This is a genomic window from Acinetobacter sp. BD54 (genome assembly GCF_044778325.1).
Lineage (GTDB): Bacteria > Pseudomonadota > Gammaproteobacteria > Pseudomonadales > Moraxellaceae > Acinetobacter > Acinetobacter baumannii.
The window spans coordinates 264,898-291,169 of sequence record NZ_JANJEP010000003.1 but is presented as its reverse complement, the minus strand read 5'-3'; the positions used below and the strand labels follow the sequence as shown (position 1 = coordinate 291,169).

Annotated in this window: 20 protein-coding genes; 13 read left to right on the top strand and 7 right to left on the bottom strand. The window is 40.1% G+C overall.

What is annotated here, in order from left to right; genetic code table 11:
- Window positions 1-82 precede the first annotated feature (82 nt).
- Window positions 83-496 carry an Lrp/AsnC family transcriptional regulator gene (locus tag NQ782_RS06615; protein WP_001019415.1) on the top strand — a complete coding sequence of 138 codons (414 nt, stop codon included), beginning with the start codon at window positions 83-85 and terminating at the stop codon, window positions 494-496.
- 91 nt (window positions 497-587) lie between these two features.
- Here the strand turns inward: NQ782_RS06615 and sfnG are convergent, their stop codons facing one another.
- On the bottom strand, window positions 588-1,700 hold the full coding sequence (sfnG, locus tag NQ782_RS06610; protein WP_057093275.1) for a dimethylsulfone monooxygenase SfnG: 1,113 nt from the start codon (window positions 1,698-1,700) through the stop codon (window positions 588-590).
- Window positions 1,701-1,744: 44 nt separating this feature from the next.
- Window positions 1,745-2,482, bottom strand: coding sequence for an FMN reductase (gene msuE, locus NQ782_RS06605; protein ID WP_000145704.1), 738 nt, complete (start codon window positions 2,480-2,482; stop codon window positions 1,745-1,747).
- Between the two features lie 376 nt (window positions 2,483-2,858).
- Here msuE and NQ782_RS06600 point away from each other — a divergent pair, with 376 nt between their 5' ends.
- Window positions 2,859-3,509: a response regulator transcription factor gene (locus tag NQ782_RS06600; protein ID WP_001023261.1), complete on the top strand. Its 651-nt coding sequence runs from the start codon at window positions 2,859-2,861 to the stop codon at window positions 3,507-3,509.
- A gap of 42 nt (window positions 3,510-3,551) precedes the next feature.
- Here NQ782_RS06600 and NQ782_RS06595 read toward each other — a convergent pair whose 3' ends face one another.
- The gene (locus NQ782_RS06595) at window positions 3,552-4,319 is read right to left on the bottom strand and encodes a hypothetical protein (RefSeq protein WP_001026735.1); all 768 of its coding nucleotides are present in this window, start codon (window positions 4,317-4,319) and stop codon (window positions 3,552-3,554) included.
- Between the two features lie 393 nt (window positions 4,320-4,712).
- Window positions 4,713-8,210, bottom strand: a complete 3,498-nt coding sequence (locus NQ782_RS06590; RefSeq protein ID WP_001089744.1) for a PAS domain-containing hybrid sensor histidine kinase/response regulator — start codon at window positions 8,208-8,210, stop codon at window positions 4,713-4,715.
- 183 nt (window positions 8,211-8,393) lie between these two features.
- On the opposite strand from NQ782_RS06590, the gene NQ782_RS06585 reads away from it, so the two are divergent.
- From NQ782_RS06585 to NQ782_RS06570, 4 genes are all read left to right on the top strand, one after another.
- Window positions 8,394-8,726, top strand: a complete 333-nt coding sequence (locus tag NQ782_RS06585) for a DUF485 domain-containing protein (protein ID WP_000372818.1) — start codon at window positions 8,394-8,396, stop codon at window positions 8,724-8,726.
- A gap of 1 nt (window position 8,727) precedes the next feature.
- On the top strand, window positions 8,728-10,443 hold the full coding sequence (locus tag NQ782_RS06580; protein ID WP_000871878.1) for a cation acetate symporter: 1,716 nt from the start codon (window positions 8,728-8,730) through the stop codon (window positions 10,441-10,443).
- 169 nt (window positions 10,444-10,612) lie between these two features.
- Window positions 10,613-11,305: an ion channel gene (locus NQ782_RS06575; protein WP_001256565.1), complete on the top strand. Its 693-nt coding sequence runs from the start codon at window positions 10,613-10,615 to the stop codon at window positions 11,303-11,305.
- A 165-nt stretch (window positions 11,306-11,470) separates the two neighbouring features.
- Window positions 11,471-13,438: a choline BCCT transporter BetT gene (locus tag NQ782_RS06570; protein WP_001139472.1), complete on the top strand. Its 1,968-nt coding sequence runs from the start codon at window positions 11,471-11,473 to the stop codon at window positions 13,436-13,438.
- A 58-nt stretch (window positions 13,439-13,496) separates the two neighbouring features.
- Here NQ782_RS06570 and omp33-36 read toward each other — a convergent pair whose 3' ends face one another.
- The gene (omp33-36, locus tag NQ782_RS06565) at window positions 13,497-14,396 is read right to left on the bottom strand and encodes a porin Omp33-36 (protein WP_000733005.1); all 900 of its coding nucleotides are present in this window, start codon (window positions 14,394-14,396) and stop codon (window positions 13,497-13,499) included.
- A 992-nt stretch (window positions 14,397-15,388) separates the two neighbouring features.
- On the opposite strand from omp33-36, the gene NQ782_RS06560 reads away from it, so the two are divergent.
- Window positions 15,389-17,095, top strand: a complete 1,707-nt coding sequence (locus NQ782_RS06560) for a GGDEF domain-containing protein (RefSeq protein WP_000016119.1) — start codon at window positions 15,389-15,391, stop codon at window positions 17,093-17,095.
- Between the two features lie 33 nt (window positions 17,096-17,128).
- Here NQ782_RS06560 and uvrA read toward each other — a convergent pair whose 3' ends face one another.
- A complete protein-coding gene (uvrA, locus tag NQ782_RS06555) occupies window positions 17,129-19,963 on the bottom strand; it encodes an excinuclease ABC subunit UvrA (RefSeq protein ID WP_057094166.1) in 2,835 nt (944 codons plus the stop codon).
- Between the two features lie 296 nt (window positions 19,964-20,259).
- Here uvrA and NQ782_RS06550 point away from each other — a divergent pair, with 296 nt between their 5' ends.
- The 4 genes from NQ782_RS06550 (at window position 20,260) to NQ782_RS06535 (ending at window position 22,656) form a co-directional block, all read left to right on the top strand.
- The gene (locus NQ782_RS06550) at window positions 20,260-20,862 is read left to right on the top strand and encodes a TetR/AcrR family transcriptional regulator (RefSeq protein WP_000826319.1); all 603 of its coding nucleotides are present in this window, start codon (window positions 20,260-20,262) and stop codon (window positions 20,860-20,862) included.
- Between the two features lie 3 nt (window positions 20,863-20,865).
- The gene (locus NQ782_RS06545; protein ID WP_057094164.1) at window positions 20,866-21,843 is read left to right on the top strand and encodes a zinc-binding dehydrogenase; all 978 of its coding nucleotides are present in this window, start codon (window positions 20,866-20,868) and stop codon (window positions 21,841-21,843) included.
- Between the two features lie 65 nt (window positions 21,844-21,908).
- Window positions 21,909-22,262 carry a DUF1304 domain-containing protein gene (locus NQ782_RS06540; RefSeq protein ID WP_057094162.1) on the top strand — a complete coding sequence of 118 codons (354 nt, stop codon included), beginning with the start codon at window positions 21,909-21,911 and terminating at the stop codon, window positions 22,260-22,262.
- Between the two features lie 52 nt (window positions 22,263-22,314).
- On the top strand, window positions 22,315-22,656 hold the full coding sequence (locus NQ782_RS06535) for a GlpM family protein (RefSeq protein ID WP_000263327.1): 342 nt from the start codon (window positions 22,315-22,317) through the stop codon (window positions 22,654-22,656).
- Window positions 22,657-22,705: 49 nt separating this feature from the next.
- Here NQ782_RS06535 and tenA read toward each other — a convergent pair whose 3' ends face one another.
- Window positions 22,706-23,380, bottom strand: coding sequence for a thiaminase II (tenA, locus tag NQ782_RS06530; protein ID WP_000899418.1), 675 nt, complete (start codon window positions 23,378-23,380; stop codon window positions 22,706-22,708).
- 262 nt (window positions 23,381-23,642) lie between these two features.
- On the opposite strand from tenA, the gene NQ782_RS06525 reads away from it, so the two are divergent.
- Both NQ782_RS06525 and NQ782_RS06520 read left to right on the top strand, forming a co-directional pair.
- The gene (locus NQ782_RS06525) at window positions 23,643-24,725 is read left to right on the top strand and encodes a DUF475 domain-containing protein (RefSeq protein WP_000680214.1); all 1,083 of its coding nucleotides are present in this window, start codon (window positions 23,643-23,645) and stop codon (window positions 24,723-24,725) included.
- Between the two features lie 146 nt (window positions 24,726-24,871).
- On the top strand, window positions 24,872-26,236 hold the full coding sequence (locus NQ782_RS06520) for an MFS transporter (protein ID WP_000980460.1): 1,365 nt from the start codon (window positions 24,872-24,874) through the stop codon (window positions 26,234-26,236).
- The last annotated feature ends 36 nt before the right edge of the window (window positions 26,237-26,272 follow it).

Genomic DNA, 26,272 nt, shown 5'->3' with positions numbered 1-26,272 from the left:
ATAAAACAAGGTTATTCTCTGCCCGCAAAATCGGCTATAGTCCTATGAAAGCACTATCGCCAGTTTTCTTTCGTTATGAAAAATGAATATTGAATTAGACCCTATTGATCTAAAAATTATTGCATTGCTTAAGCAAGATTCTCGCTTAACAAATAAAGAAATTGGGCAGCGTGTTCATCGGACAGGACAGGCAGTAGGAGCGCGAATTGCTCAGTTAATGGATGCAGGCGTTATTAAAAATTACACCATTGCCGTGCAATACAGGCATAAACAATTCATTCATTTGCATTTAAATGAACAGCGCTCCTTTGAAGAAATTGAAAATTTAGTAAAGCAATATGAACAAATCGATGAGTGCTTTAAGGTTATGGGTAATGCTTGTTATATGATCGTTAGTCATTTCGAACCAGCAGAACTCAATGCTTTTATTGAAGTCCTCTCAAAATGGTGTCGTTACTCAGTTGAAACTGTTATTCGAGAAGTAGAGAAAGCTTAAAAAATAAAAGCTCCAAGCCGAGTCTTGGAGCCAATATGTCTTTATTTTTATTTATTGTTTTTATTGTCTTGCGCTGTTTTAACTGGAGGTTTTAGGCTGATTTAGCTTGAATTTCTACCTCCTTTTCCTGTTGTAGTTCTAACTGACGAACGAGCGGCAGAACTTTTTCACCAAAGTATTCCACCTCTTCAATAAAGTGTAAGAAACCTGAAAGAATCAAGTCGACACCTACATTTTTAAGCGCCACAATCCGCTCTGCAATTTGCTGAGGTGTACCAATTAAATTGGTTTTAAAGCCATCGTTATATTGAACTAAATCTTCAAAAGTTGATTTTGCCCAGTTGCCTTCTTGTTCTGGTGAAGCGGCACCCGCTTCACGAGTTGCATCGCCAAACGCATTTACTGCTTCAGTGTTGGCTTTATCAATAATTTCTTGAAGTACTGCTTTTGCTTCTTCTTCGGTATCTCGAGCAATAATGAAAGCGTTCACTCCAATTTTAACTTGATGGTTATTGGCTTTCGCTTTATTACGAATGTCTTCGACCTGTTTTTGAATTTCTTCGACAGTATTACCGTTGGTAAAATACCAGTCAGACACACGAGAGGCCATGTCACGTGCGGCACGTGAACTACCACCTTGAAAGACTTCAATATGTGGTTTTTGCAGAGGTTTTGGCTTAAGTGTGTAGTTCTGGAATTGGTAATACTTACCATCGAAACTATAGTTATCTGTGGTCCAGATTCCTTTTAGCGTGCGAATAAACTCTTCAGAGCGAACATAACGCTCATCATGCTCAGGCCATTCTTCGCCAATAGCATCAAACTCACCTCTGAACCAGCCACTTACCACATTAATGGCAATACGACCTTGAGTTAGATAATCAATCGTTGCGAGTTGTTTAGCTGCAAGTGCCGGTTTCCAAGGGCCGGGCAGAATAGCCGCAATCACTTTAAGTTTCTCAGTTTTTGCAAGTAATGCATGACTGAAACTCACAGATTCATGCTGGTTTTCTGCCCCGTACCCTGCCGTAAAACGAATTTGGGTGAGCGCATATTCAAAACCATTGTCTTCGGCTGCCTGTGCAAGTCGAACATTGTAGTCATAACTCCAGTCTGTACGCTGTTCGATGTTACTTACGACAAGGCCACCGCTTACATTTGGTACCCAATAAGCAAATTTAATTGGTTGTTGTAATTGCGTCATGGTGCTCTCTCCCCATTCGTTATTTTTATTTAGCTATATTGCGCTTAGGCAACATGCGTTAATGATTTACCGGACTTATGATGCAAACGAGATTCTGCTGCATCGAGATTTGGTACAGCTGCTGAAGGCAATACTTCTTCTTGCTCAATTTGCTTGTTAATACCGAGCTCTTGATTCGCTTGCTGAGATTTAGGTTTAACCACTTCAGCACGTTTACCTTTCGCTGGCGCCCATTCTAAAATTGGCAATGCACGCGCTACGGCTAGCGTAATACGGTCAGATAACTGTTCACTTTTCACCGTATATTCAGGAGTAAAGTCGCGATCTGTTGCGTATACGCCAATTGGTAAAGTTTGTGCCTGAAAGAAGCTAAACAATGGGCGAAGCTGATGTTCAAGTACGAGTGCATGACGATCACTACCACCTGATGCAGCTAAAAGTACAGGTACATCTACTAATGCAGTTTGTTCAACGAAGTCAAAAAAGTGTTTGAAAAGGCCTGTAAAAGAAGCACGGTAAACAGGCGTACCAACAATTAAGGCATCTGCTGCTTCAACCGCTGCAAGGTCATCTTGTACGCGCTGTGGAAGCTGGTTGCGATAAAATGCGCCGCCTAATAAGGGCCCGATTTCACTCAATTTAATAAAGTGAACTTTAATATCAATTGCTTCAGATAACTCATCAAGAATGGCCTGAACCAGACTTTCGGTTTTAGATGGCGTATTCAAACCACCAGAAACAGCAACAATATTTAAGGGTTTTGATGATGCGATACCAGTCATGATTTGGTTCCTAAGCCTAAAAAAGAAGATTGGACTTATTAATCAACAATGCTGGCGAACTGTAAAATAACGAAATTGGTCAACCTTATCAGTTTTAAATATAAAACCCGAATAGTTGATTTTTATCATTAAATAGCGAGTTAAATAACTGTTTTTATTTTATATAATTATTGATGATATATTTTTTAGAATAAAAATAAAGCTTATATAAAAAACAGATTAATTTTGATTAAAAGGTAAAAAACATCTGCAAATCGGAGCAAAGGTCTGTATTTAACAACATTTTGCATAAAAATGGATAAGATGAGCATATCTTTCATCTAAATAGTAGGGTTACAATAGGCCATACTTATGCTCAAGATTACTTTAATCGCTTATGAATATTTTAATCGTTGATGATCATCCTTTGTTTCGTCATGCTTTGATTCAAGCAGTACGTTATAGCCTGCCGCAGGCACAAATTCATGAAACAGCTTCGGTTGATGAGTTTTATGAGCGTTTGGAAAATGGGGCAGAACCTGATCTGGTATTACTCGATTTAAACTTACCGGGTGCTTCAGGCTTTTCGGCTCTGGTCTATGTAAGAGCACAATATCCATCTATTCCTATTATTGTGGTTTCTGCACACGAAGAAGCGTCAATTATTCAACGTGCAATTGCGCATGGTGCAATGGGTTATATTCCTAAATCGGCTCATCCAAGTCATATTGGCGAAGCAATCCGTCAAGTGTTAGATGGGGAAATCTGGTTGCCGCCAAACTTGCCATCGAATATTAATCTTGACCCGAGAGCGGCAGATGAAACTGCTTTAGCTGAACGTATTCAGTCGTTAACGCCTCAGCAATTCCGAGTTTTGATGATGGTTGCAGAAGGTTTATTAAATAAACAAATTGCTTATGAACTCGATGTTTCAGAGGCTACCATTAAAGCGCATGTAACGGCTATTTTTAGAAAACTAGGCGTACAAAATCGTACACAGGCTGTATTGGCAATTAGTGCATTAAATATTGAAGATAAAAAAATCTAAAATAAAAAAGACCTCAATTGAGGTCTTTTTTATATATTCCACTTAGGCAAGGCAATCTTGCTTAGGTGTTAGGCTGTCGCAGTACAGTGGGTTAAGCGCACATTGCAAATCATCAATTTGTTCTTGGGTCACATAGCCTTTGCTTTTTAAATATTCAGCCACGCGGTCATCACGCAAGCTTAAGAAAGCCGCATCATAAACACCTAAATCAACAAAGAGAGCTGCGGTTTCTAGGCTATTGAACCGATCAAGGAAAATATCATTGCCATACATTAAGAAGATATGGTCAAGTTTTGCTTTTTCATCTACATGCAAACGTTCAGCAAGTTGATGTGGAGGTGTCTTAATAAACAGCAAGTCAGAAAGCTCATCGAATTGAGTCATATCTAACTGGTTTTCTCCAAGTTTGACATGACCAAGCCAAGCCTTGAAAACCAGAACAGCACCACCGCGTAGAAGCATACTCCAGATTTGATGGCGTGTTTCATGGTCAAGGTTTTCACTTTCAGCAGTAAGAACTTTTAAGAAGTTCTCTTCTTGCTGGGCTAATTTATCAAATAAACCCAAGCCTTGCGGATGATAAGCAGCAGGCGCAAATACATCAAAATTTAGATCATGAAATACATTGAGTGCGAGAGGTACAGCACACTGATAAATAGTATTGAGTGCTTTGATATGTGCTTCGCTCAGCTTGCTATGCGGAAAAATACTTTGCCAATCTAACTCAGGAAGTAGGGCATTGGCACTGTATTGACGATAAAATTGTTGAGACGAGAGTTGTCCTTGTGGGGTGTTATCAGAAATATTCATGGCAGTTATCCTTTGCATTCATTCTAGAGCAGTGAAGCTATATAGATTGGAAATCGATTTGATAATTCGTTATACAATTTAAAAATTCGTTTTGAATATTTATGTGTCATGAAGAATGCAAGTAGAATACGACTAAAGTCGTATAAGGTGATTTTTTGTAGATAATCTATTATAAAAACAATGATTTATTAAATTGTAACTAAGTATACAAGTGTTCACTTACAAAAAAGGTGGGCTTTGCCATAGAAAAAAAGGCATTGGAAATTTTGGTCAATGATTTACTGAGTAAAAGTAGACTTTTTGAGCAGTTCTGCCTATTGGCTTAAATTCAGTCAAACATTTTTGCCAAGAACCGCTCCCCAAAATTATTAAAGGTTGGGAAGCGATAAATGATTAGTCTGTCGTGCTGGCAATTTTAAGCCCAGATAACCATGCTCTTAATGAAGCAGGTTTTAACGGTTTTTTGAGTAAAACAATATTCAGTTCTTTTAATTGCTGCGGTAACTCTGGGTGCGAGTCCGCTGTAATTAAGGCAACAGGAACATCTTCTTGACGATTTTGAGTAATAAAATCAACCCCAAGTTGATTGTGGTTTAAATGCTGGTCAATGAGCCAAACCTGAATATTCTCTTTTTGAATAATTTCTAGCGCCTGTTCAGGTTCAGTCGCTTTGAAAACTTGATAACCCCATCTTCCTAATAAACTACTCATTCCTTCAAGAATAGTTTCATCATTGTCTAGGCACAAAATACGGTAGGCTTTAGTTTTTAAAGGTACGGCTTGTACAGCTGGTGTTGCAACTTTTGGCGGCTCGACAATAGGCACTTCAATCATAAAGCATGAGCCTTTGCCCAACTCTGAGTAAACATGAACAGGGTAATTTAGCAAACCTGTCATACGTTGTACGATGGCAAGTCCTAGCCCTAAACCTTGTTCACCCCAAGGTGATAAATGCCCACAGCGCTCAAACTCTTGGAATAGCTTAATCCGTTGTTCTTCGGCAATCCCTGGTCCAGTATCCCAAACCCCAATACGAATATGTCCAGACTGCTGCGCAGAGCGGAGTACACCCACCACCACTCGACCTTTGGCGGTATAACGCAAAGCATTACTGACAAAGTTCTGAATGATACGACGAATCCACTGCGGGTCGGTATCAATCCAGAAAGACACATCGTGGACTTTCAGTGAGATATTTCGCTGAGCAGCGATCGATTTAAACTGCAACTCAAGATCACTGAGTAAATCATGCAACGGATAAGGTTGTCTCTTTGGTTGTATGGTGCCGCCTTCCAAACGTGCAATATCGAGTAGGGCAGAGAGCATACTTTCTGCTCCATAGAGTGCTCGGTCAAGTTGTTGTAGGGTCTGGCGGTCTTCTTCGGTCGAAATACTTTGCTCAAGAACAGTACTAAACAGACGAGCAGCATGCATAGGCTGTAATAGATCGTGACTTGCCGCGGCAATAAATCGACTTTTTGACATATTGGCCATATCAGCTTGTTCACGTGCAAGCTGTTGTTCAGTTAAGGCATCGGCAAGCTGTTGTGTTCTATCTTTTACGCGGGCTTCAAGCACGGCTTCGTTCGCACGGAAGGCCGTAATATCGGCAAATGTCGTTACAAAGCCTCCACCTGCGATTGGATTTCCTCGCATTTGAATTACACGGCCATCTTTACGAATACGTTCAAATTCGTGAGCACTTCCCACTTTCATCCAGTGAAGGCGTTTACGTACATGTTCTTCAACTGAACCGGGACCACATTCACCGCGTTCGGCGTTATAACGAATGAGGTCGGCAATTGGGCAGCCCACATAAACGAGGTCTTTTGGGTAACCAAACAGTTTTAAATATTGGTTGTTCCATGCGACCAAACACATATTTTTATCAACTACGCTTACCCCTTGGGTCATGTGGTCAATCATGGTCATAAGAAGGTTCTGATTAAAACGTTGCCACTGCGATGCTTGGTCTAAAATATTAGCCACTTGCCCTAAAGCGAGGCCGTTATTAATCATTGCTGTTGTGAGCAACGTACGTGCAGAAGCGGCACCGATAATACCGGCCAGATATTGCTCGGTAAAACGCCACCACATGCCATTGGCAATACTATTTGGGTTGAGGGTGAGGTGATTTTGCTCACAAAAATTTTCGAACGCTTGCGTAGTGGGTTGCTCACCCGTAATTCTTTTGGCTAGGGCAAATAAATCACCCACTTTTAAGCGGGCCGCATCATGAGGAAGATAGGTTAAATCAGTAGAGGTGTGCGGTGATGGTAAAGGCTTAGTTTCATAGTAGAAGAAGCTTTCTGCCTGAATTTGTTCAGCGACGCTTGGCCGATAAATTTTTGAAATCCAGATATATAAAACAATATTTAAGCCGAGTGACCAAATAACACCGTGAGTTAAAGGTGCAAATGACTCAAAACCAAATAAAGATTCCGGGCGTAGGGCATTAATGCCGAAAGGACCGAAAAGTAAAATACTTTGAGCAGTTTCCTGATAGGCTTCAGGCAAGCTACGCAATATAGTTGGAAATAGTAATGTATAACTCCACATTAAAAATCCAATAATAAGTCCTGCATAGACGCCTTGACGGCTTCCGCCACGCCAATACAAACCACCAATCAGTGCAGGTGCAAACTGTGCTACAGCACTAAAGGCCAATAAGCCGAAAACTGAAAGTTGGTTAATGTCATTAAAGAAATGGAAGAATAAAAAGCCAAGTAGCATCACTGCAACAATACTGATACGGCGGCTAAATTTAAGAACTTTAGGTAAATGCTTATCGTGACGTGACAGCAACTTAAATCGCCATAGAGCAGGCATAATCAAGTCGTTACTGAGCATAATAGACAATGCTACTGATGACACCAGTAACATACCTGTTGATGCAGAGAACCCGCCTAAAAAGGCCAGTAATGCCAGCCACTCTTGGTTATAACTTAAAGGCAATGACAGCACAGCCACATCAGGCACGGTCAGAAACTTCGGTGCGGCATGTAAAGCCCAGCTTGCAATCGGAATAATGGCAAGAATAGTTAAAATGAGATAAACCGCGAACCATTTACGGGCACCGCGAATATGCTTCTCATCGCGGAGTTCGACCACAGCCACGTGGAACTGACGTGGTAAGCAAATAATGGCTAAGCCCGCCAATAATGTTTGAATCCAGAAAGTTTCGGGTACACCAAAGAGCTGAACTTCCTGAAAAGTCTGGTTTACATCAGAGGTCATTTGGCTCAGGTTGGCCGGTGATTCAAAAATAAAAAATAAAGCGACACAAAGTAAGGCAAATAACTTCACAAATGACTCAAATGCAACCGCAAGCATGAGGCCGCCGTGTTGCTCCGTGTTTGCAATCTGCCTTGTACCAAAAATCATGGCTAAAATCGCAAGCACACTGGTGAGCAATAACACGCTGTTAGTCGTCGTATGAATATGCGAGCTTTGCTCCATAATGACCGAGGTACTTAAAGCAATCGCACGCAGCTGTAACGCGAGGTAGGGGATAATCGCAATAACTGCAAGAATAGTCACCAACGATGCGAGTACACCACTTTTACCATAGCGTGCCGCGACAAAGTCAGCGATTGACGAAATCGCATGATGCTGACGAACTCGACCTAGACGCCGCCAGATATCATAACCAAACCAGACAAATAACAGTGGACCTAAATAAATAGGTAAGAAGATAACGCCTTCACGTACGGCAGCCCCAGTTGCCCCATAGAATGTCCAAGAGGAACAATAGACACCTAAAGTTAAGCTAAATAAAAACATACGGCCACGCGTGCTAAGACGACTGGCATGCTTCTCACCAAAAAAAGCACAGACAAATAAAAGCGCAATATAAAGAGTGAGCACCCCAATAATCAGCCAGCTGTTCATATGACCTACATAAGTGAAACCTTATGCCTATCATAACCCAAGCCGAAACAAAGCTATAAATTGATTAAATTTTAACGACCAAAGTCTAAGTTACGACTGAGCTGGAATCTTGCTAACTTTAATAATGAAAAAATACATTAAAAAAAAGTGACCAAGGTTGGGCACTATGTAAGGAGTTTGGTTATGGATCAAAGCCAAGTAGAACAGATTCTACGTAATCCAAAGTTTCAAAAAATGGTCAAGAAAAAAAGTGCATTAAGCTGGACGCTCACAATCATCATGTTAGTGCTTTATGTGGGCTTTATGCTACTTGTGGGCTACAACAAAGAATTTTTGATGAGTTCCTTTAGTGGTGGTGTAACGACATGGGGGATCCCGCTAGGTTTAGGAATTATTGTTTTATCTTTCCTACTTTGTGGTGTGTATTCCTATATCGCAAATAATACCCTTGACCAATTGAGTGAAGAAGCGTTGAAGGAAGTTGAAGCCATCACGCATGAGAAAGGACTACACTAATATGAAATGGAATTCATTCAAAGCGAAAGCCTTATTGGCAGCAGCATCGCTATATTCAACTGTTGCTATGGCAAGCCCGGACTTAGGTGAAGCAGAACAGCAAGCCACCAACTGGCATGCCATTATCATGTTTATCATCTTTGTTGGCTTTACCTTGTTTATTACCAAATGGGCGGCTAAACAAACTCAATCAGCGCAAGACTTCTATACTGCTGGTGGTGGGATCAGTGGTTTCCAAAACGGTTTGGCGATTGCGGGTGACTATATGTCAGCAGCGTCATTCCTTGGTATTTCTGCAATGGTGTTTAGCTCAGGTTTTGACGGCTTGCTCTATTCACTCGGGTTCATGGTTGGTTGGCCAATCGTTTTATTCTTAGTGGCAGAACGCTTACGTAACCTTGGTAAATATAACCTTTCAGACGTAGTGTCATTCCGTCTTGAAGAAAAACCAGTTCGTACTTTAGCTGCTTTCAGCTCGCTTGTTGTAGTCGCGTTCTATTTGATTGCACAAATGGTAGGGGCAGGTCAGCTCATCAAACTATTATTTGGTTTGAACTATAACATTGCAGTTGTGATTGTCGGCTTGCTCATGATGGCATACGTTATTTTCGGCGGAATGCTAGCAACCACATGGGTACAAATCATTAAAGCAGTGATGTTATTAAGTGGTGCAACTTTCATGGCCTTTATGGTGATGAAAGCGGTTGGTTTCAGCTTTAGTAATATGTTCACCCAATCAATTGAAGTGTTCAGTAAAGTTCATGATGTAAGCTTTGAAGATGCTGCAAAAATTATGGGACCAGGTAAACTTGCCGCAAACCCGATTGATGCCTTATCTCTTGGCTTGGCACTCATGTTTGGTACAGCAGGTCTTCCACACATTCTTATGCGTTTCTTCACGGTAAAAGACGCAAAAGAAGCTCGTAAATCGGTTGTCGTTGCAACAGGCTTTATTGGTTACTTCTATCTTTTAACTTTCATTATTGGTTTCGGTGCGATCCTTTTCGTATCAAACAACCCGCAATTCCTTGATGTTGCGAAAATGGCAATGACCGGCAAACTTGAGCTTGTTGGTGGTAACAATATGGCAGCCGTGCATTTAAGTGACGCTTTAGGCGGTGACTTATTCATGGGCTTCATTTCAGCAGTAGCGTTCGCAACGATCCTTGCTGTTGTTGCTGGTTTAACACTTTCAGGTGCATCTGCAATCTCACACGATTTATACGCTAACGTATTTAAAAAAGGTCAAACCACGCCAGCTTCAGAGCTTCGCATGTCAAAAATCGCGACGCTTGGTTTAGCAATCTTTGCCATGATTTTAGGTATTTTGTTTGAAAAGCAAAACGTAGCATTCATGGTAGGTTTAGCATTCTCTGTAGCGTGTTGTGCAAACTTCCCAATTCTTGTTCTTTCAATGTTCTGGAAAGGTTTAACAACTCGTGGTGCGGTCATTGGTGGCGTAGTTGGTCTTGTAACAGCGGTTGTACTCATTATTCTGTCTAAAGCAGTATGGGTAGATACTTTAAAAATCTCTGATACCCCAATTAACCCGTTCAATGGTCCTGCATTATTTGCAATGCCTTTGTCGTTCCTTTGCTGCTGGTTCTTCTCGGTAACTGACAGCTCAGCACGTGCGAAAAAAGAACGTGCTTCTTTCGATGCTCAATATGTTCGTTCAATGACAGGTATTGGTGCTTCTGGTGCATCAGACCACTAAAATCACAACCACTTGAACATCTCAAAAAAGCCCTACGGGGCTTTTTTTATTTATCTCATAAAATGTATTGAAAGAAGCTCCTTAATAAAGAACAACTTGTTTATCCTATTTTTTGTACAGTATGATTTTCTATAATCCAAAACATAATGAAAAAATGGAAAATAATTAAATGCGATCTATCATTGAATTCTGGTCGAGCTTTCGATTGTTGCCTTCTGCATGGCTGCTGTTGGTGCAATTCATTTTACTTATTCTGGCTATGCTGACTTTTGATAATGAGGCTTACAGGACCTTAACTTGGGCGCTAGGGGTACTTGCATTACTCATTATTGCTAAAGTTATTCGCCAAACACCCATGTTCACTTTTCTGGGACTCGCATTTGTCAGTGGGGCAATTATAGCTTCGGTCTTTATTTTATTAGGCTATAGCAATTTAACCATCCAGATTTTTGCCCATAGCTGTGAAGCCTTAGCTTACTTTTCGGCTGCTTATGGTTTATTTCGCTATATGTTTGCTGACCGATATTTAACCCGCGATGAGTTGTTTGCAGCTGCCGCAGTTTTTACCTTGCTGGCTTGGGGATTTGCATTTTTATATAACATTTGTCAGTTACTCATTCCTAATAGCTTTCAAAATCCAAACCACATCCATCACTTACAAACTTGGTTAGATTTACTGTTTTTAAGCTTTAGTTTGCAGTCAGCTACGGGACTGTCTGACTTAATGCCCCTTAGTCCACCAGCACGTGTTTTAGCGATGTTACAGATGTTTTGTGGAGTGATGTATTTAGCCCTAATAGTCACGCGTTTAATCGCTTTACAATATATCAAGCACACGCCTAAAAAGAATTCTGATAAATAAAGAAGGAGGTGTTTTAATTTATTTACACCTTTGTAACTGCAATATTATTTAAGTTTATTTAAAGTATTATCGGCTTTCTCTATTGAAAGATATAACTTTGTTCATTCCTGAATGTCTTTATTGGCTTTAAGCCTGTCATTTTCATTAAAATAACATGGAGGATTTATGCCTTCCAAACAAGCGAGTTGGTTCGCAAATGTTAATCCCAATGTCTTTTTGGGTACGGTCATTATTATTGCTTTGTTCTTAGCAGTTGTTGTGATCGCTCCGAGTTCTTTTGAACTTCTCACGCAACAGTTAAAGCAGTGGATCACTGATTCTTTTAGTTGGTTCTATGTCTTATCGGTTGCCTTCTTTCTTATCCTACTCATTTATATTGCCTGTTCTGCGATTGGACGTATTAAATTAGGTCCTGACCATAGCCAGCCCGAATATAGTAACGGATCATGGTTTGCCATGTTGTTTACTGCGGGTATGGGTATTGGCTTAATGTTCTTTGGTGTGGCTGAACCTGTCATGCACTATGTCAACCCACCAAGCGGTGAGCCGCAGACAATTGAAGCAGCACAACAAGCTTTACGTGTAACCTTTTTCCACTGGGGCTTACATGCATGGGCAATTTACGCCGTGGTCGGTTTAGCATTAGCTTATTTTGCTTATCGGCATAATTTACCGCTAAAAACCCGTTCAGCACTGTATCCACTGATTGGTAAAAAGATTTATGGACCGTGGGGCGACAGCATCGATATATTTGCGACCATTGGTACAGTCTTTGGTGTAGCGACTTCTCTCGGATTTGGTGTTACCCAAATTAACTCTGGTTTACATTATCTATTTGGTATTGAGCAAAGCACCACTACTCAGGTTTTACTCATTATTTTTGTGAGTATTCTCGCTTCATTATCTGTGTTCTTAGGACTAGATAAAGGGGTCAAACGTTTATCAGAGTTAAACTTAGTATTAGCTTTAATATTATTAGTATTCGTTTTTATCGCTGGCCCTAGTATTTATTTACTTCAGACCACTATTCAAAACACTGGGCAGTATATCTCTAACCTTTTTACCATGACATTCAATTTATATGCTTATCAGCCGAATGGATGGATTGGGGGATGGACTATTTTATATTGGGCTTGGTGGATTTCTTGGTCGCCATTTGTAGGTATGTTTATCGCAAGGGTTTCACGTGGTCGTACCATTCGAGAATTTATTGTCGGGGTACTCCTCATTCCAACAGGCTTTACCATTATCTGGATGGGCTTTTTAGGAAATGCTGCGTTATTTAGCATTATCCATGAACATCAAACCACTTTGATTCAGGCTGTTCAGCAAGACTCGTCAGTTGCTCTATTTGAGTTTTTAGGACACTTGCCATGGTCAGGTGTCATGAATATTCTGGCGACTATTTTGGTGGTTTTATTCTTTGTAACTTCTGCTGACTCAGGGGCATTGGTTACTGACTACTTAACAGCAAAAACAGAAAATTCACCTACTTGGCAGCGTCTGTTCTGGACAGTGCTTATGGCGGTGCTGGCTATTATTTTACTCTTGGTGGGCGGTCTTGCGGCGCTTCAGTCTTCAATCATTATGAGTGCGTTGCCTTTTACCGTAGTCATGCTGTTAATGAGTTGGGGCCTAATAAAAGCCTTGCATCTTGACGTCACTAAAATGATAGCAATTCAAGAGGCTCGCATTACACCACGCGCCATTCATAACCCTAGAAGCTGGCAGCAGCGTCTTGGTTTAATCATGCATTATCCTCATAGTGAAGAAGAGGTGAAGCAATATATTGAAAAGCAGGTTTCACGTGCTTTTGAAAATATTCAGCATGAGTTTAGACGCCGCCATCTTGAGGTGTCGATTAGTGAAGTGGAAGATGGTATGCAGCTTCGAGTCGATCATCATCATGAAATTAATTTTATTTATAAAGTTGTTTCACGTGAAACAGTACCTCCAAGTTTTTTAATTGGTCGTACAGAAGCAGAAGACGGTCAGTATTTTCAAGCTGAGGTATTTTTGAGAGAAGGCGGACAAAACTATGATGTAATGGACTGGACTCAGGAAGATTTGATTCAGGATATTATTGATCAGTACGAACGTCATTTACATTTCTTAAATATCGTACGCAGTTAATAGCCATAAAAAAAGGACTCAATTGAGTCCTTTTTTTTAATTCAATTTCTAAATTAAATTAGAAACGGAATTTAGCATTTAAGCCGATAGTTTGTGTATCGTAGCTAGACTTTTTAACGTCAGCTTTCATGTAAGATGCACCAACTGCTAAAGCAGGAGTGATGAAGTAGTTTACGTTACCACCCCAAGCTTGGCGGAATTCACCAAGGTCATTACCTTTGATGTCAGCTTCGCCATCGTTACCCACGAAAGTAGCGCCAACACTTAACTTAGGAGTCAAGTAAAGGTCAGTTTTTAAACCGTATTGGTTTTCTTGACCGAATGCACCAGCAGCTTCAAAACCGATTGCCATGTTAGTTCCATCGATTGGACCAACATATTTAGCACGTGCTGTAACAGCATCTTGGTCGTTTTGGATAGCAGCAGTTTGGTTAACAGCAGAGTAGATACCGTTACCGATGATACCGAAGTTATCTAAAGCGAATTGGTTAGCAACACTTGTATAACCAACAGTCATTAAGAAGTTAGGTAACAACATAGCACCAACTTCTAATGCATAACGGTCACCGTTGTCATCTTTAGAGAAGTTGTTTTTACCATCAACATCAGTGTGGTTGTAAGTTGCGCTAGCATATACAGGAAGGTAAGGAGTTGGAACGTATGCCTCACCTTTAACACCGTATGTACCAATGTGGTAGTTTACGTTGTTTTGGTCATATTGTTGATAGCTATAACCTAAAGACACGCTAGAAGCTTGGTTTAAGAAAGCTGCTTCAGCTAAAGGACCCTTAGCTGTATCAACATTTTTCAAATAGAATGTACCAGCAACGTCACCAGTGAAGTTTTTATCATTTGCAGTTGTGTCAACATATTCAGATTGACCTTGAACTTCAAATTGATAAGCATGAGCACCGGTCATGGCTAATAATACAGCAGTGGCTAAACCAAGTTTTTTCATAATCATTTCCAGCATTAACAAGAGATAAAGCTGGGGTCATTGTATTGTAACAATTTATGAAGTCAATAATAGATGAAACGTAATGTTAAGGAAATTTGACACTTATGTTAAAAATGGTTAAAAAAACAACAATTGAAGTGTATTATGTCAACCTGCTAAAAAAATGAACATTAACAAGAGCCTAAACCTTAAGTTTCATAGGGAATTGACACTAAATAGTTTAAAAATAATTACATTTACAATTGAAAAAAGCGATTTTATTAATCGGTTTTATCGTTAATTTATTTGTCGACTTGTTTAATAAATAGCCACTAAAACATTATTCTTTTTTCAATTTTGCTGTATTTTGAGTAATAGTTAACACTATTTTGATAAGTTCATCTAAATAATCTATCTATTTTGAATTATTATATAATTGAATAAAGCAAAGAAAATATGTTTTTAAACTAAAAAAACGATTAAAAAATTAATTCTGATCAATTTAATCAACTTTACAAAATTAGAGATAAGTCACACAATTCAATTGCAAAGTTCACTATCTAACATTTTTAGAGTTGGAAGTGCTTTCCCAGATACGATGTGTTATCACATCAGACTTTACGAGCTCAGCTTTCCCCAAGGTTGAGCTTTTTTTTATCTATAAGAAAACATTAATATTTATTAGAAAAAATACATGAAATTTCTTCTATTGAGTGTGTATAAAAAAGAACCCAGCTGAGGGCTGGGTTTAGGATGCTGGGAGAAACATCCAAGAGGAAAAAGAAGCTAATTATAGGATTGCGAAATTTACATCATCTGTAAAATGGAGTTTTGCTATAGCCATCATTTGCTCTTTCGATCAAATTTTTAAGAAATAGAAAAGATGAAAGCGTATATTGCGTTAATCGAACTTTGTTGCTGAACTTCTGTTCAGTAAAGTGCTAGGATGCGGATTAATTACTTCATTCTATAGTAGTGATCATGGTAGGACATTTACGGAGTACCAGCTAGAAATGTCAGGATTACGTTCAGAACATATCAGTAATCGACTGTTTTTCTTCATGTTGGTCATTATTTTGTCCTTACTGTTTATGGCGGTTCCGCTTATTGTCAGCAGTTATCAAGAGTACTTAAAAACTAAACAGGCTTTGGTTGAAATTAAAAGCTTAAGATCAATTGCTGAAGTCGCAAATAAAGTCTCTAAAGAACGTGCGCCCGCAAATAAATTAATGTCGAGTAACGCTGCCGATTTTTCAAAAAATCAAAAAAACTTAAAAGAATATCGCCTTTCTGTTGATCGCCAACTTAATGAAACTATTCATATTTTAAAAGAAGAAGGTTATACCGATTTAGCAAATACTTTAGATACTAAATTTAGAGATGATTTAAAACAGGCGCGTGCTGTAGTTGACTATTATGTTGCAACTCCTGAACAAGCGAGAAGCTCTATACAATTCGATAATGCAATTTTGGCTATGTTTGGAGCTTGGGATAGCTGCCGAGAAGTTTTACAAAATTTGATGCTACAGTTAAAAAGTAAAGATAGCCAAATTAACAATTACTTTACTTTGATTGTGGTGTTGACCGATATGCGGGATCAAGCTGGTCGTACTGCATCTAATGTTATTGCGCCTGTGACTTTTAAAGAAACCATACCTAATGATAATCGGGCGCGGTCTTTGCAGACTCAGCAGCAAGCACGCTACTTATGGGCACTTGTAGACACACTACAGTCAGAGCAAGCTAAAACTCCGGAATATCATCGCCTTTACTCAAGGGTTAAAACTGAATTTTTAGATAAAGGCGTACCTATTGTGGGTCAGCTTTTAGATGAAAGCCAAAAGCACCAAGCCTATCATTTAAATGGAACAGAGCTGACAGACCAAATCGTTGATAAATTTACCACGGTTATTGATTTGCAAAAGTTTTTACTTAATAAAAGCGTCTTAATTGCATCTCAAGAAAACTATTTAGCAAAAAAGAAGTTTTTCCTTACTTTACTCATTTCAAGCATATCCTTAGCAGCTGCTTTACTTACACTAATTTATGCAAAGAGAAGGGTGTTTGAGCCTCTTATTCAGGCCCGTACCTTAATTCTTGATTTATCTCATAGCACAGATTACCCAATAGATGAGTTGAAACCTAAAAAAGGCGAATTTATTTCGTTGTTCGAAGCTATTGATCGTTTACAAAGAATGCTCAAGCAGCGAGATGCTTTTGAATTCCAGCTTAAAAATATTGCCAATACAGATCCATTAACGGGTGTATCCAATCGTTTGGCTTTATCTGAGTATTTAAAAATTGTTGAGAGTTACCCTCAAAAATTTTCTCAAACTTGTTTAATGATTATTGATATTGATCGCTTTAAACACGTGAATGATCAATATGGTCATATTGTGGGTGACCAAGTGATTCGACGTATCGCAGATCAATTAAAAGCAAATGTACGGGCTTCTGATTTAATTGTTCGTTATGGTGGTGATGAGTTTTTAATTTTGTTAGAACAGGTGCAGTTTTTAGATGCACGTCTCTTGGCCGAAAAAATTCGTATTGCGATTTCTTTAGAGGAAATTGATCTATCTGGTACACAAGAAAAATTGCATGTATCGGTCAGTATTGGGTTTGCGATTGGAGCGACAAGCTGGATGGAGTTATTAGAGAACGCTGATCGTTCACTCTTAAGAGCTAAAGCTCGGGGACGGAATGTAGTAGAGGGATAAAAAAAGCCGGAAAATAAATTCCGGCTTTTTGTTTTATTGTTTCAACATCGGTTTCAAGAAGCGACCAGTATGGGAAATCTCAACCTCGGCTACTTGTTCAGGTGTTCCTTCGGCAATGATCATACCACCGCCCGAACCACCTTCAGGGCCTAAGTCGACCACCCAGTCTGCTGTTTTAATTACATCAAGGTTATGTTCAATTACCACAATGGTATTACCCTTGTTGCGTAGCTCATGCAAAATATCGAGTAACTTGGCAATATCATGGAAATGCAGACCTGTTGTTGGTTCATCCAAGATATAAAGCGTTTTACCCGTATCACGTTTCGCTAACTCACGAGCCAGTTTGACACGCTGTGCTTCACCACCAGATAAAGTAGTAGCCGCCTGACCTAAACGAATATAGCCTAGACCTACCTGAGTTAAGGTTTCTAAACGACGGTGAATAACTGGAATAGCACTAAAGAACTCAGCAGCATCTTCAACCGTCATTTCTAAAACATCAGAAATATTTTTGCCTTTATAACCGACTTCAAGTGTTTCACGGTTATAACGTTTGCCATGACATGCATCGCAAGGTACATACATGTCTGGTAAGAAGTGCATTGCGACTTTAATCATACCGTCGCCTTCACACGCTTCGCAGCGTCCGCCTTTTACGTTAAACGAGAAACGACCCGCACTATAACCACGCGCTTTCGCTTCTGGTGTTTGAGCAAATAATTCACGAATTGGCGTAAATAGACCCGTATAAGTCGCTGGATTAGAGCGCGGTGTACGGCCAATTGGGCTTTGGTCAATATCAACGACTTTATCCAGATGTTGTAGACCATCAATCGAGTCAAATTTTTCAGCTGTTAAAGTCGTTGCACCGTTGAGCTGTGTTGCAGCCAGTGGAAGTAACGTACGGTTAATCAGTGTTGATTTACCTGAACCTGAAACACCCGTGACACAAGTCATAATGCCAAGCGGGATGGTTAAATCGACATTTTTTAAGTTATGACCCGCTGCACCTGAAAGTTTAATTTTTTCTTCAGGTTTAGGTGGTTGAGTTCGCTGTTTTGGCACTTCAATTTTGAGTTTGCCTGAAAGATATTGACCTGTGAGTGAGTCGGCATGTTTAGCCAGCTCATCATACGTACCTTCAGCAATGACAACACCACCATGCACGCCAGCACCAGGGCCGATATCAATAATATGGTCAGCTGCACGGATTGCATCTTCATCGTGTTCCACGACTAATACCGTATTGCCCAAATCACGTAAGCGAATTAGCGTTTGTAATAAACGGTCATTATCACGTTGATGGAGACCAATTGATGGTTCATCAAGGACGTACATGACACCCATCAAACCTGCACCAATTTGCGAAGCTAGACGGATACGCTGGGCTTCACCACCCGATAGTGTTTCGGCAGAACGAGCCAGACTTAAATAGTTCAGGCCAACACTCACCAAGAAATGTAAACGCTCACGAATCTCTTTAAAGATTTTATCTGCAATTTCACCTTTGGCACCTTCAAGGTTTATACCTTGATAGTAACTTTCGGCATCTCCAATCGACATGCGGGTAATGTCGGCAATCGTTTTGTCTTTTACACGAACATGACGTGAAATTTCATTGAGACGTGAACCGCCACATGCATCACACGCTGTATTAGAGAGATATTGAGCTAAATCGTCTCGTACATAGTTACTTTCAGTTTCACGATAGCGACGCTCAAGGTGTGGCAAAATTCCTTCAAAAGGTTGCACGCGTGTATGTTTACGGCCACGTTCATCGATATAACTTAAATCGATTTTTTCTTTGCCAGTACCTTGTAAGAATTTCTTTTGCGTGTCTTTATCTAACTGATTCCATGGTGTATCAAGTTGAAAACCGAAATGGTCGGCAACTTTTTGCAGCATTGAATAGTAATAAGGACGTTGACGATCCCAACCACGAATAGCACCTTCACTAATTGCAAGCTCAGGGTTAGGAATGAGTTTTTCAGGGCTAAAATGGCTACGTGTACCTAAGCCATCACAGACAGGGCACGCACCAAACGGGTTGTTAAATGAAAATAAACGTGGCTCAAGCTCTGCGACTGCGCGATCACATTCAGGGCATGAGTGTTTTGCAGAAAAAACGCGATCTGGGTGTTCGCCATTCATCCATGATAAAACGGCAATATCACCACCCAAACGCAGTGCAGTTTCAAATGATTCAGCAATACGGTTGCCTAAGTCATCACGTACTTTAAAGCGGTCAACAACGACTTCAATGGTATGTTTTTTCTTTTTGTCGAGTTCCGGTGGTGTATCAATATCAATGATTTCACCATCAACACGGGCACGAACGAAACCTTGACCTTGCAGTTGTTCGAACAAGTTGCTGTATTCACCTTTACGCTCACGAACAACAGGGGCAAGCAACATAAGTGCTGTACCTTCCTCAAGGTTTTTTACCGCATCGACCATTTCAGAAACAGTTTGCGCAACCATAGGTAAGTCGTGTTCAGGGCAATAAGGCGTACCGACACGTGCATAAAGCAGACGCAAATAGTCATAAATTTCGGTAATCGTACCAACCGTTGAACGTGGGTTATGGCTAGTAGACTTTTGCTCAATCGCAATGGCTGGTGATAAACCTTCAATCGAGTCAACTTCAGGTTTTTCCATTTGCGATAAAAACTGACGGGCATAGGCCGAAAGTGATTCGACGTAACGGCGCTGTCCTTCGGCATACAAGGTATCAAAGGCAAGAGAAGATTTTCCTGAACCTGATAGCCCCGTAATTACCACAAATTTGTCGCGTGGAATATCGAGTGACACATTTTTTAAGTTATGGGTGCGTGCGCCTCGAATACGGATATGACTTTGGCTCATAAAACATCTCAATTGTGTATTGATGAAAATTTAGGTGTTGAGTGATCAGCCGCAGGGAGGTGTGACTGGTTATAAACAACAGACCCTATATATGATAACGATTTAAAATTGTTCAAGTGGTATAAAATGATTTAAAGCGACAAATTGTGACGGTTAAACGACAAACGACAAAATTTGTTTAATTAAGCAGGTTGTATTTTTAACATTCCTCATTCTACATTTCTACTCTAAGCAAATTTTAACCAGCAACATAATTTTACTAGACGACTGGTCTAATAGTTGTTTATGATGAATGCATGAAACGATTAAATAAAAGCGAAACCACACGACAACACATTTTAGATACCAGTTTTGAACTGGTGCTACATAAAGGTTTTGTCGGTGTTGGTTTGCAAGAAATTTTAAAGGCTTGTGACGTACCTAAAGGTTCGTTCTATCACTACTTTGCTTCAAAAGAGGCGTTTGGCTGTGCGTTGCTCGAGCAATACATGGCCAATTATAAAGTCCGTATGGAACAGCTTTGGCAGCACAGTGAGCAAAGTGCCCATGCCCGTTTAATGGCTTTATGGCAGGCGTGGATTGATGATCCGGTCCATGGTAGCTGGGCTGAAAACTGCTTGATTGTGAAATTGGCAGCCGAGGTTTCGGACTTATCAGAAGATATGCGTCAAATTCTAAATGACGGTGTGCACAAACTAACGCAACGTTTGGCTTTGCTACTCAAAGAAGGGCAACAAGAAGGATCAATTCCAAAACATATTGATCCTTTAAAAACTGCGCAAGTCATGTACCAGTTATGGTTAGGTGCTGCTTTACTCACAAAATTGTCGCAAGACAAAGCACATCTACATCTAGCCTTAGAAACCACCCAACAACTCTTAAAACCGATAGAGGAATAAAGCATGCGAAGTATTATCCATCGTAATTTTGGCGAACCTGTAGACGTTTTAGAGCAGGCGGATATGCCAAAGCCTGAGCCAAAAGCAGGCGAAGTGCGTATTAAAACCATCATGTCTCCGATCCATAACCATGATGTATGGACAGTACGTGGAAGCTATGGCTATAAGCCGACTTTACCTGCGATTGGTGGCAGTGAGGCAGTTGGTATTGTTGATGCGTTGGGCGAAGGCATTACTCATGTACAAGTCGGGCAACGTATTGCCGTTGCGGCTGTGCATGGCAGTTGGGCTGAATACTTTATTGCGCCAGCGCAAGGGATTATTCCACTCAATAATGAAATTGATGATGAAACAGCAGCACAACTGATTGGTATGCCAATTAGTGCACTCATGCTACTCGACTTTGTAAATGTTCAACCAGGCCAATGGCTCATTCAAAACACGGCGAATGGTGCAGTCGGTAAAACGGTGGCAATGATTGCACAGGCACGTGGTTTGCCTGTGATTAATCTGGTTCGTCGTAGTGATGCAATTGCCGAGATGCAAGCATTAGGTATTCAGCATGTTGTTGCAACCGATCAACCTAACTGGAAAGAGCAAGTTAAACAGATTCACGGTGACCAACCTCTAATTGCCGGTGTGGACTCGATTGGTGGAAGTGCAAGTGGTGAAATGCTGAATTTACTCAGTGAAAATAGCCTGCTCGTTTCGTTCGGTAGTATGACTGGCGAAACCATGCAGATTTCATCGGGTGATCTAATTTTCAAACAAGCGACAGTAAAAGGTTTCTGGGCGAGTGTGGTTAATAAAGAAATGCCAGCAGCTCGTAAAAAGGAACTGATCGTTGAGCTGCTAACATTAGCTACTCAGAAAAAATTAATCCTTCCTGTAGAAGGTGTATTTAGTTTTGATGAGATTAAAACTGCCGCTCAAAGAGCAACGCAAGGTGCTCGTCAAGGCAAAGTGTTGTTAAAACCGTAACACATTAAAAGATCAGTCGAGAGACTGATCTTTTTTCATATCTTTAAAATAAAAAGGAAAATTGTATGATCGGACAAATATTGATTGCGCTTATCGCAATATTACATGTCTATATTTTAGTGTTAGAGATGTTTTTGTGGGACAAACCTTATGGCATGAAAGCCTTTGGAAATAATGCAGAAAAAGCAAAACTCACCAAAGTCATGGCACAGAACCAAGGTCTTTATAATGGCTTTTTAGCGGCGGGTTTATTTTGGTCTTTATTGGCTGATGCACCATTTACAACATCAATTGCCAACTTCTTTTTAGGCTGTGTACTGATTGCTGGTATTTATGGTGGTCTAACTGCCAGTAAAAAGATTATTTATATTCAGGCGGTTCCGGCATTGATTGCTTTAGCCGCTGTTAATTTTCTTTAAAAAGCGCAAAATACAGCGTTTTGAAATGGAAATGACCAGATAGGATAGGCGCATGTGGGCGTTATTTTTAAAGTGTATGTTGGGGGCTGGAGTTGTCCTCATTATTTCGATTTTATCGAAAAGTAAGGCATTTTATATTGCGGGTTTAGTCCCGCTTTTTCCTACCTTCGCTTTAATTGCTCATGTGATTGTTTTTCAGCAAAAAGGAGCCGAAGCGTTACAAAAAACTGCTTTGTTTGGTCTATGGTCCCTTATTCCTTATGCCATTTATTTAGTTGCTGTTTATGTGCTGGCAACGCGTATGTCGATGTGGTCTTGTCTAGGAGTCGCAACACTATGCTGGGTTGTGGCTGCGGCAGGTTTGATTTACGGCTGGCAATTGTTTCAAAGTTAAATTAAAGACTGACCATTTAACGAAGTAAATGGTCAGAGCTCATCTTGATTTAGATCTGATCTAAACCTAACCATTGTCTTTGATGGTAGGCACTATCCCAAAATAACCATTCAAGTTTTGCACCCATGGTATAGGCTGCATGCATTTTCTCTAAAGTATCTGCATCACAACGTGCGGCAACTTTATCTACCGTCGCAATCACATTACGAACGGCGGTATGGAATTCTTCACCTGCGTAGGTATCGATCCATGCCTGATAAGGATTGTTTGGGACAGACTTACTCACAATGTCTTTACCGACTTCGGCATAAATCCAGAAGCAAGGTAATAGAGCAGCAAGTACAACAGGGTAGCTTTCAGACCAAGCAGTTGCTGTCAAAAATGAAGTGTAATGATGGCCTGCCAAGGTCAATGGGGTATTTTTAAATTCTTCTTTGGTGACACCAAAGTTTTTCATAAAGTCGTCATGCAAACTGCGTTCGACCACAATTGCAATTTTAGCTGCATCAGAAAACTGCATAATATCGTCAGCATCAAAAGCTTTAGCTGCTGCAACAGCCAACACACGGCCATAGGCCACTAAATATTGAGCATCTTGAATAACATAATGACAAAAAGCTTCTTTATCTAAAGTACCGTTAGCAAGTTCCTGATTAAAAGGCAGGTCGAGAATTTTTTGATATAAATTTAAATTACGTTGCCAGAGTTCTTGAGAAAAAAGCATAAAAACATTCCATTTAAAATAAGACAGCTAAACCCGATTTTAAATCAATTTTAAAATACAAAAATAATAATGATAGATATATCGCAAGAAAATATTTAATACGATTAATAAGTTAATGAAATATTATAAATTTCTTTATTAAACAGTGAGATAAAGTAAAGTGAATAACGGCACAAAACAACATCGTTTTGTGGTTAATTATCGATATAATAGCCGCGGTTTTAAGAAAGATTAAATTTAATTCTTGGTATAGGTCTGATCCATGAAGCATTTCCGATTTTCGATATTTTTTACGGTGGTGTGTTTAGCACTATCCGCTTACTGGGGTTTTACCCATGGACCTGAAGCGGGCGTGTCAACCATGCTTAAAGCTTTAACCATTACCGCGATTTTAGCTGTGATGGAAGTTTCTTTATCTTTTGACAATGCGGTCGTGAATGCATCGGTTCTCCGTAATTGGGACCCGTTCTGGAAAATGATCTTTTTAACGGTAGGTATTTTAATCGCCGTTTTTGGTATGCGTCTGATTTTCCCAGTCGTGATTGTTGCAGTGACTGCTGATATGGGTGTTGTCGAAGTAGCCAAAATGGCACTTAATGATCCGAAAACCTACTCTGAACGTTTAATGGCACATCACGCTGAAATTTCGGCTTTTGGTGGAACATTCCTATTACTGGTGTTCTTAAACTTTTTCTTTGATGACGAAAAAGAAACGCATTGGTTTAGATGGCTTGAATCTAAACTTGCAAGCTTGGCAAGCGTACCGGCAATGTCTGTATTTCTTGCTTTGATTGCCTTAATTGTGATGGCAGGTTATGTCGATGACCATCAACGTTTAGCTGTAACTATGGCCGGTATTTGGGGTATTGTGGTTTACATTGGCGTTGAAGTGCTCAGTCATTTGTTAGGTGGTGAGCCTGAAATTGATGAAAATGGTAATGCTGTATTACAAGATGGAACAGGCGCCGCTTCTGGTGTTGTAAAAGCCGGTTTAGGTGGTTTCTTATATCTTGAAGTGTTAGATGCATCATTTAGTTTTGATGGTGTAATTGGTGCATTTGCCATTACTAGCGACGTTGTCGTGATTATGCTCGGTCTTGCAATTGGTGCTATTTTCGTCCGTTCAATGACAGTTTATCTTGTAGAAAAAGGTACGTTAGATGCCTATGTGTTCTTGGAACATGGTGCGCATTATGCGATCGGTGCTTTAGCATTCATTATGATTGCAAGTGGTACAGGTGTGCATGTACCGGAAGTTGTTACAGGTTTAATTGGTGTAGCGTTCATTGTTTGGGCGGTTATCGCTTCAATTCAATATTCGAAGCGCGAGCAACAGTCGCCTTAAGCTAATTTTCAGCAAACTTCGATAAACTAAAGAGGCTAAACGCCTCTTTATTTTTTTAAGCCCAAATCGTTATTTTAAATAAGGTGTCCCGTATTTTTAGAAACGAATCGGCTTATAATTTACTTAGTTTTATAACGTGTATTGATATGATGAATGCTTTAGAACGTCGCTCAACTTTTGCCTTAAGTAGTATTTTTGCGCTACGCATGTTGGGCTTGTTCATGATTATTCCTGTCTTTTCTGTAGTTGGGCAGTCATATCAATATGCGACTCCAGCACTCATTGGTTTGGCTGTAGGTATTTATGGTTTAAGTCAGGCCATTTTACAAATTCCATTTAGCTTACTTGCTGATCGTTTTAGCCGTAAACCGCTTGTGGTCTTTGGTCTATTGCTTTTTGCTATTGGCGGTGCAATTGCCGGACTATCTGACACCATTTATGGCGTGATTATTGGCCGTGCTATCGCTGGGGCGGGTGCAGTTTCGGCAGTAGTTATGGCACTTTTAGCCGATGTGACGCGTGAAGAGCAGCGTACTAAAGCCATGGCTGCCATGGGTATGAGTATTGGCTTATCTTTTGTAGTCGCTTTTAGTCTTGGGCCTTGGCTCACAAGCCTTGTGGGTATTTCTGGTTTGTTCTTTGTGACAACCATCATGGGTTTGATCGCGATTGCGATGTTATTGCTGGTGCCTAAAGTCACTCGTCACCATCGTAATTATCAGCAAGGCTACATGGCACAGCTTAAACAAGTCATTCAAATGGGTGATTTAAACCGTTTACACGTTTCGGTTTTTGCATTGCATTTATTGCTGACTGCCATGTTTATTTATGTGCCGTCACAGCTTATCGAGTTTGCGCACATTCCTTTGGCTAGCCACGGTTTGGTGTATTTGCCACTTTTGGTTATTAGTCTGTTTTTTGCATTTCCTAGCATTATCATCGCTGAAAAATATCGCAAAATGCGCGGCATTTTCTTAACAGCCATTACAGGCATTATTGCAGGTTTGCTTCTTCTTATATTTGGTTATCAATCAAAATATGTATTACTCGCTGGCTTAGGAATTTTCTTTATTGCATTTAATGTGATGGAGGCTTTATTACCTTCTTGGTTGTCGAAGTCTGCTCCAATCCAGTCGAAAGCCACCGCTATGGGGGTAAATGCCAGTAGCCAGTTCTTAGGTGCTTTTTTTGGTGGCACACTAGGTGGTCAATTATTGATGTTACATAATACTGCGATTGGATGGAGTGTCTTAGCAGGGATTGCTATAATATGGCTGCTAATTAGTTTTGGTTTAGCTCAGCCGCGGTATTTGTCATCTATTGTGCTGCCATTGCCGCAAGTGCAACAGGTGAATGAGTGGACCACACAACTATTGGCAATTCGTGGTATCGAAGAAGTTGTGGTGATGCCTGACCAGCAAGTTGCTTATATTAAAGTCGATAAACAGTCTCTTGATGACGCTTCGCGACGTGATTTAACGCAGTTGTTCGGTAAAGAGGTAGCCATTTAAGCATAACTCTTATAAAGTAAAACATAGAAATGTATA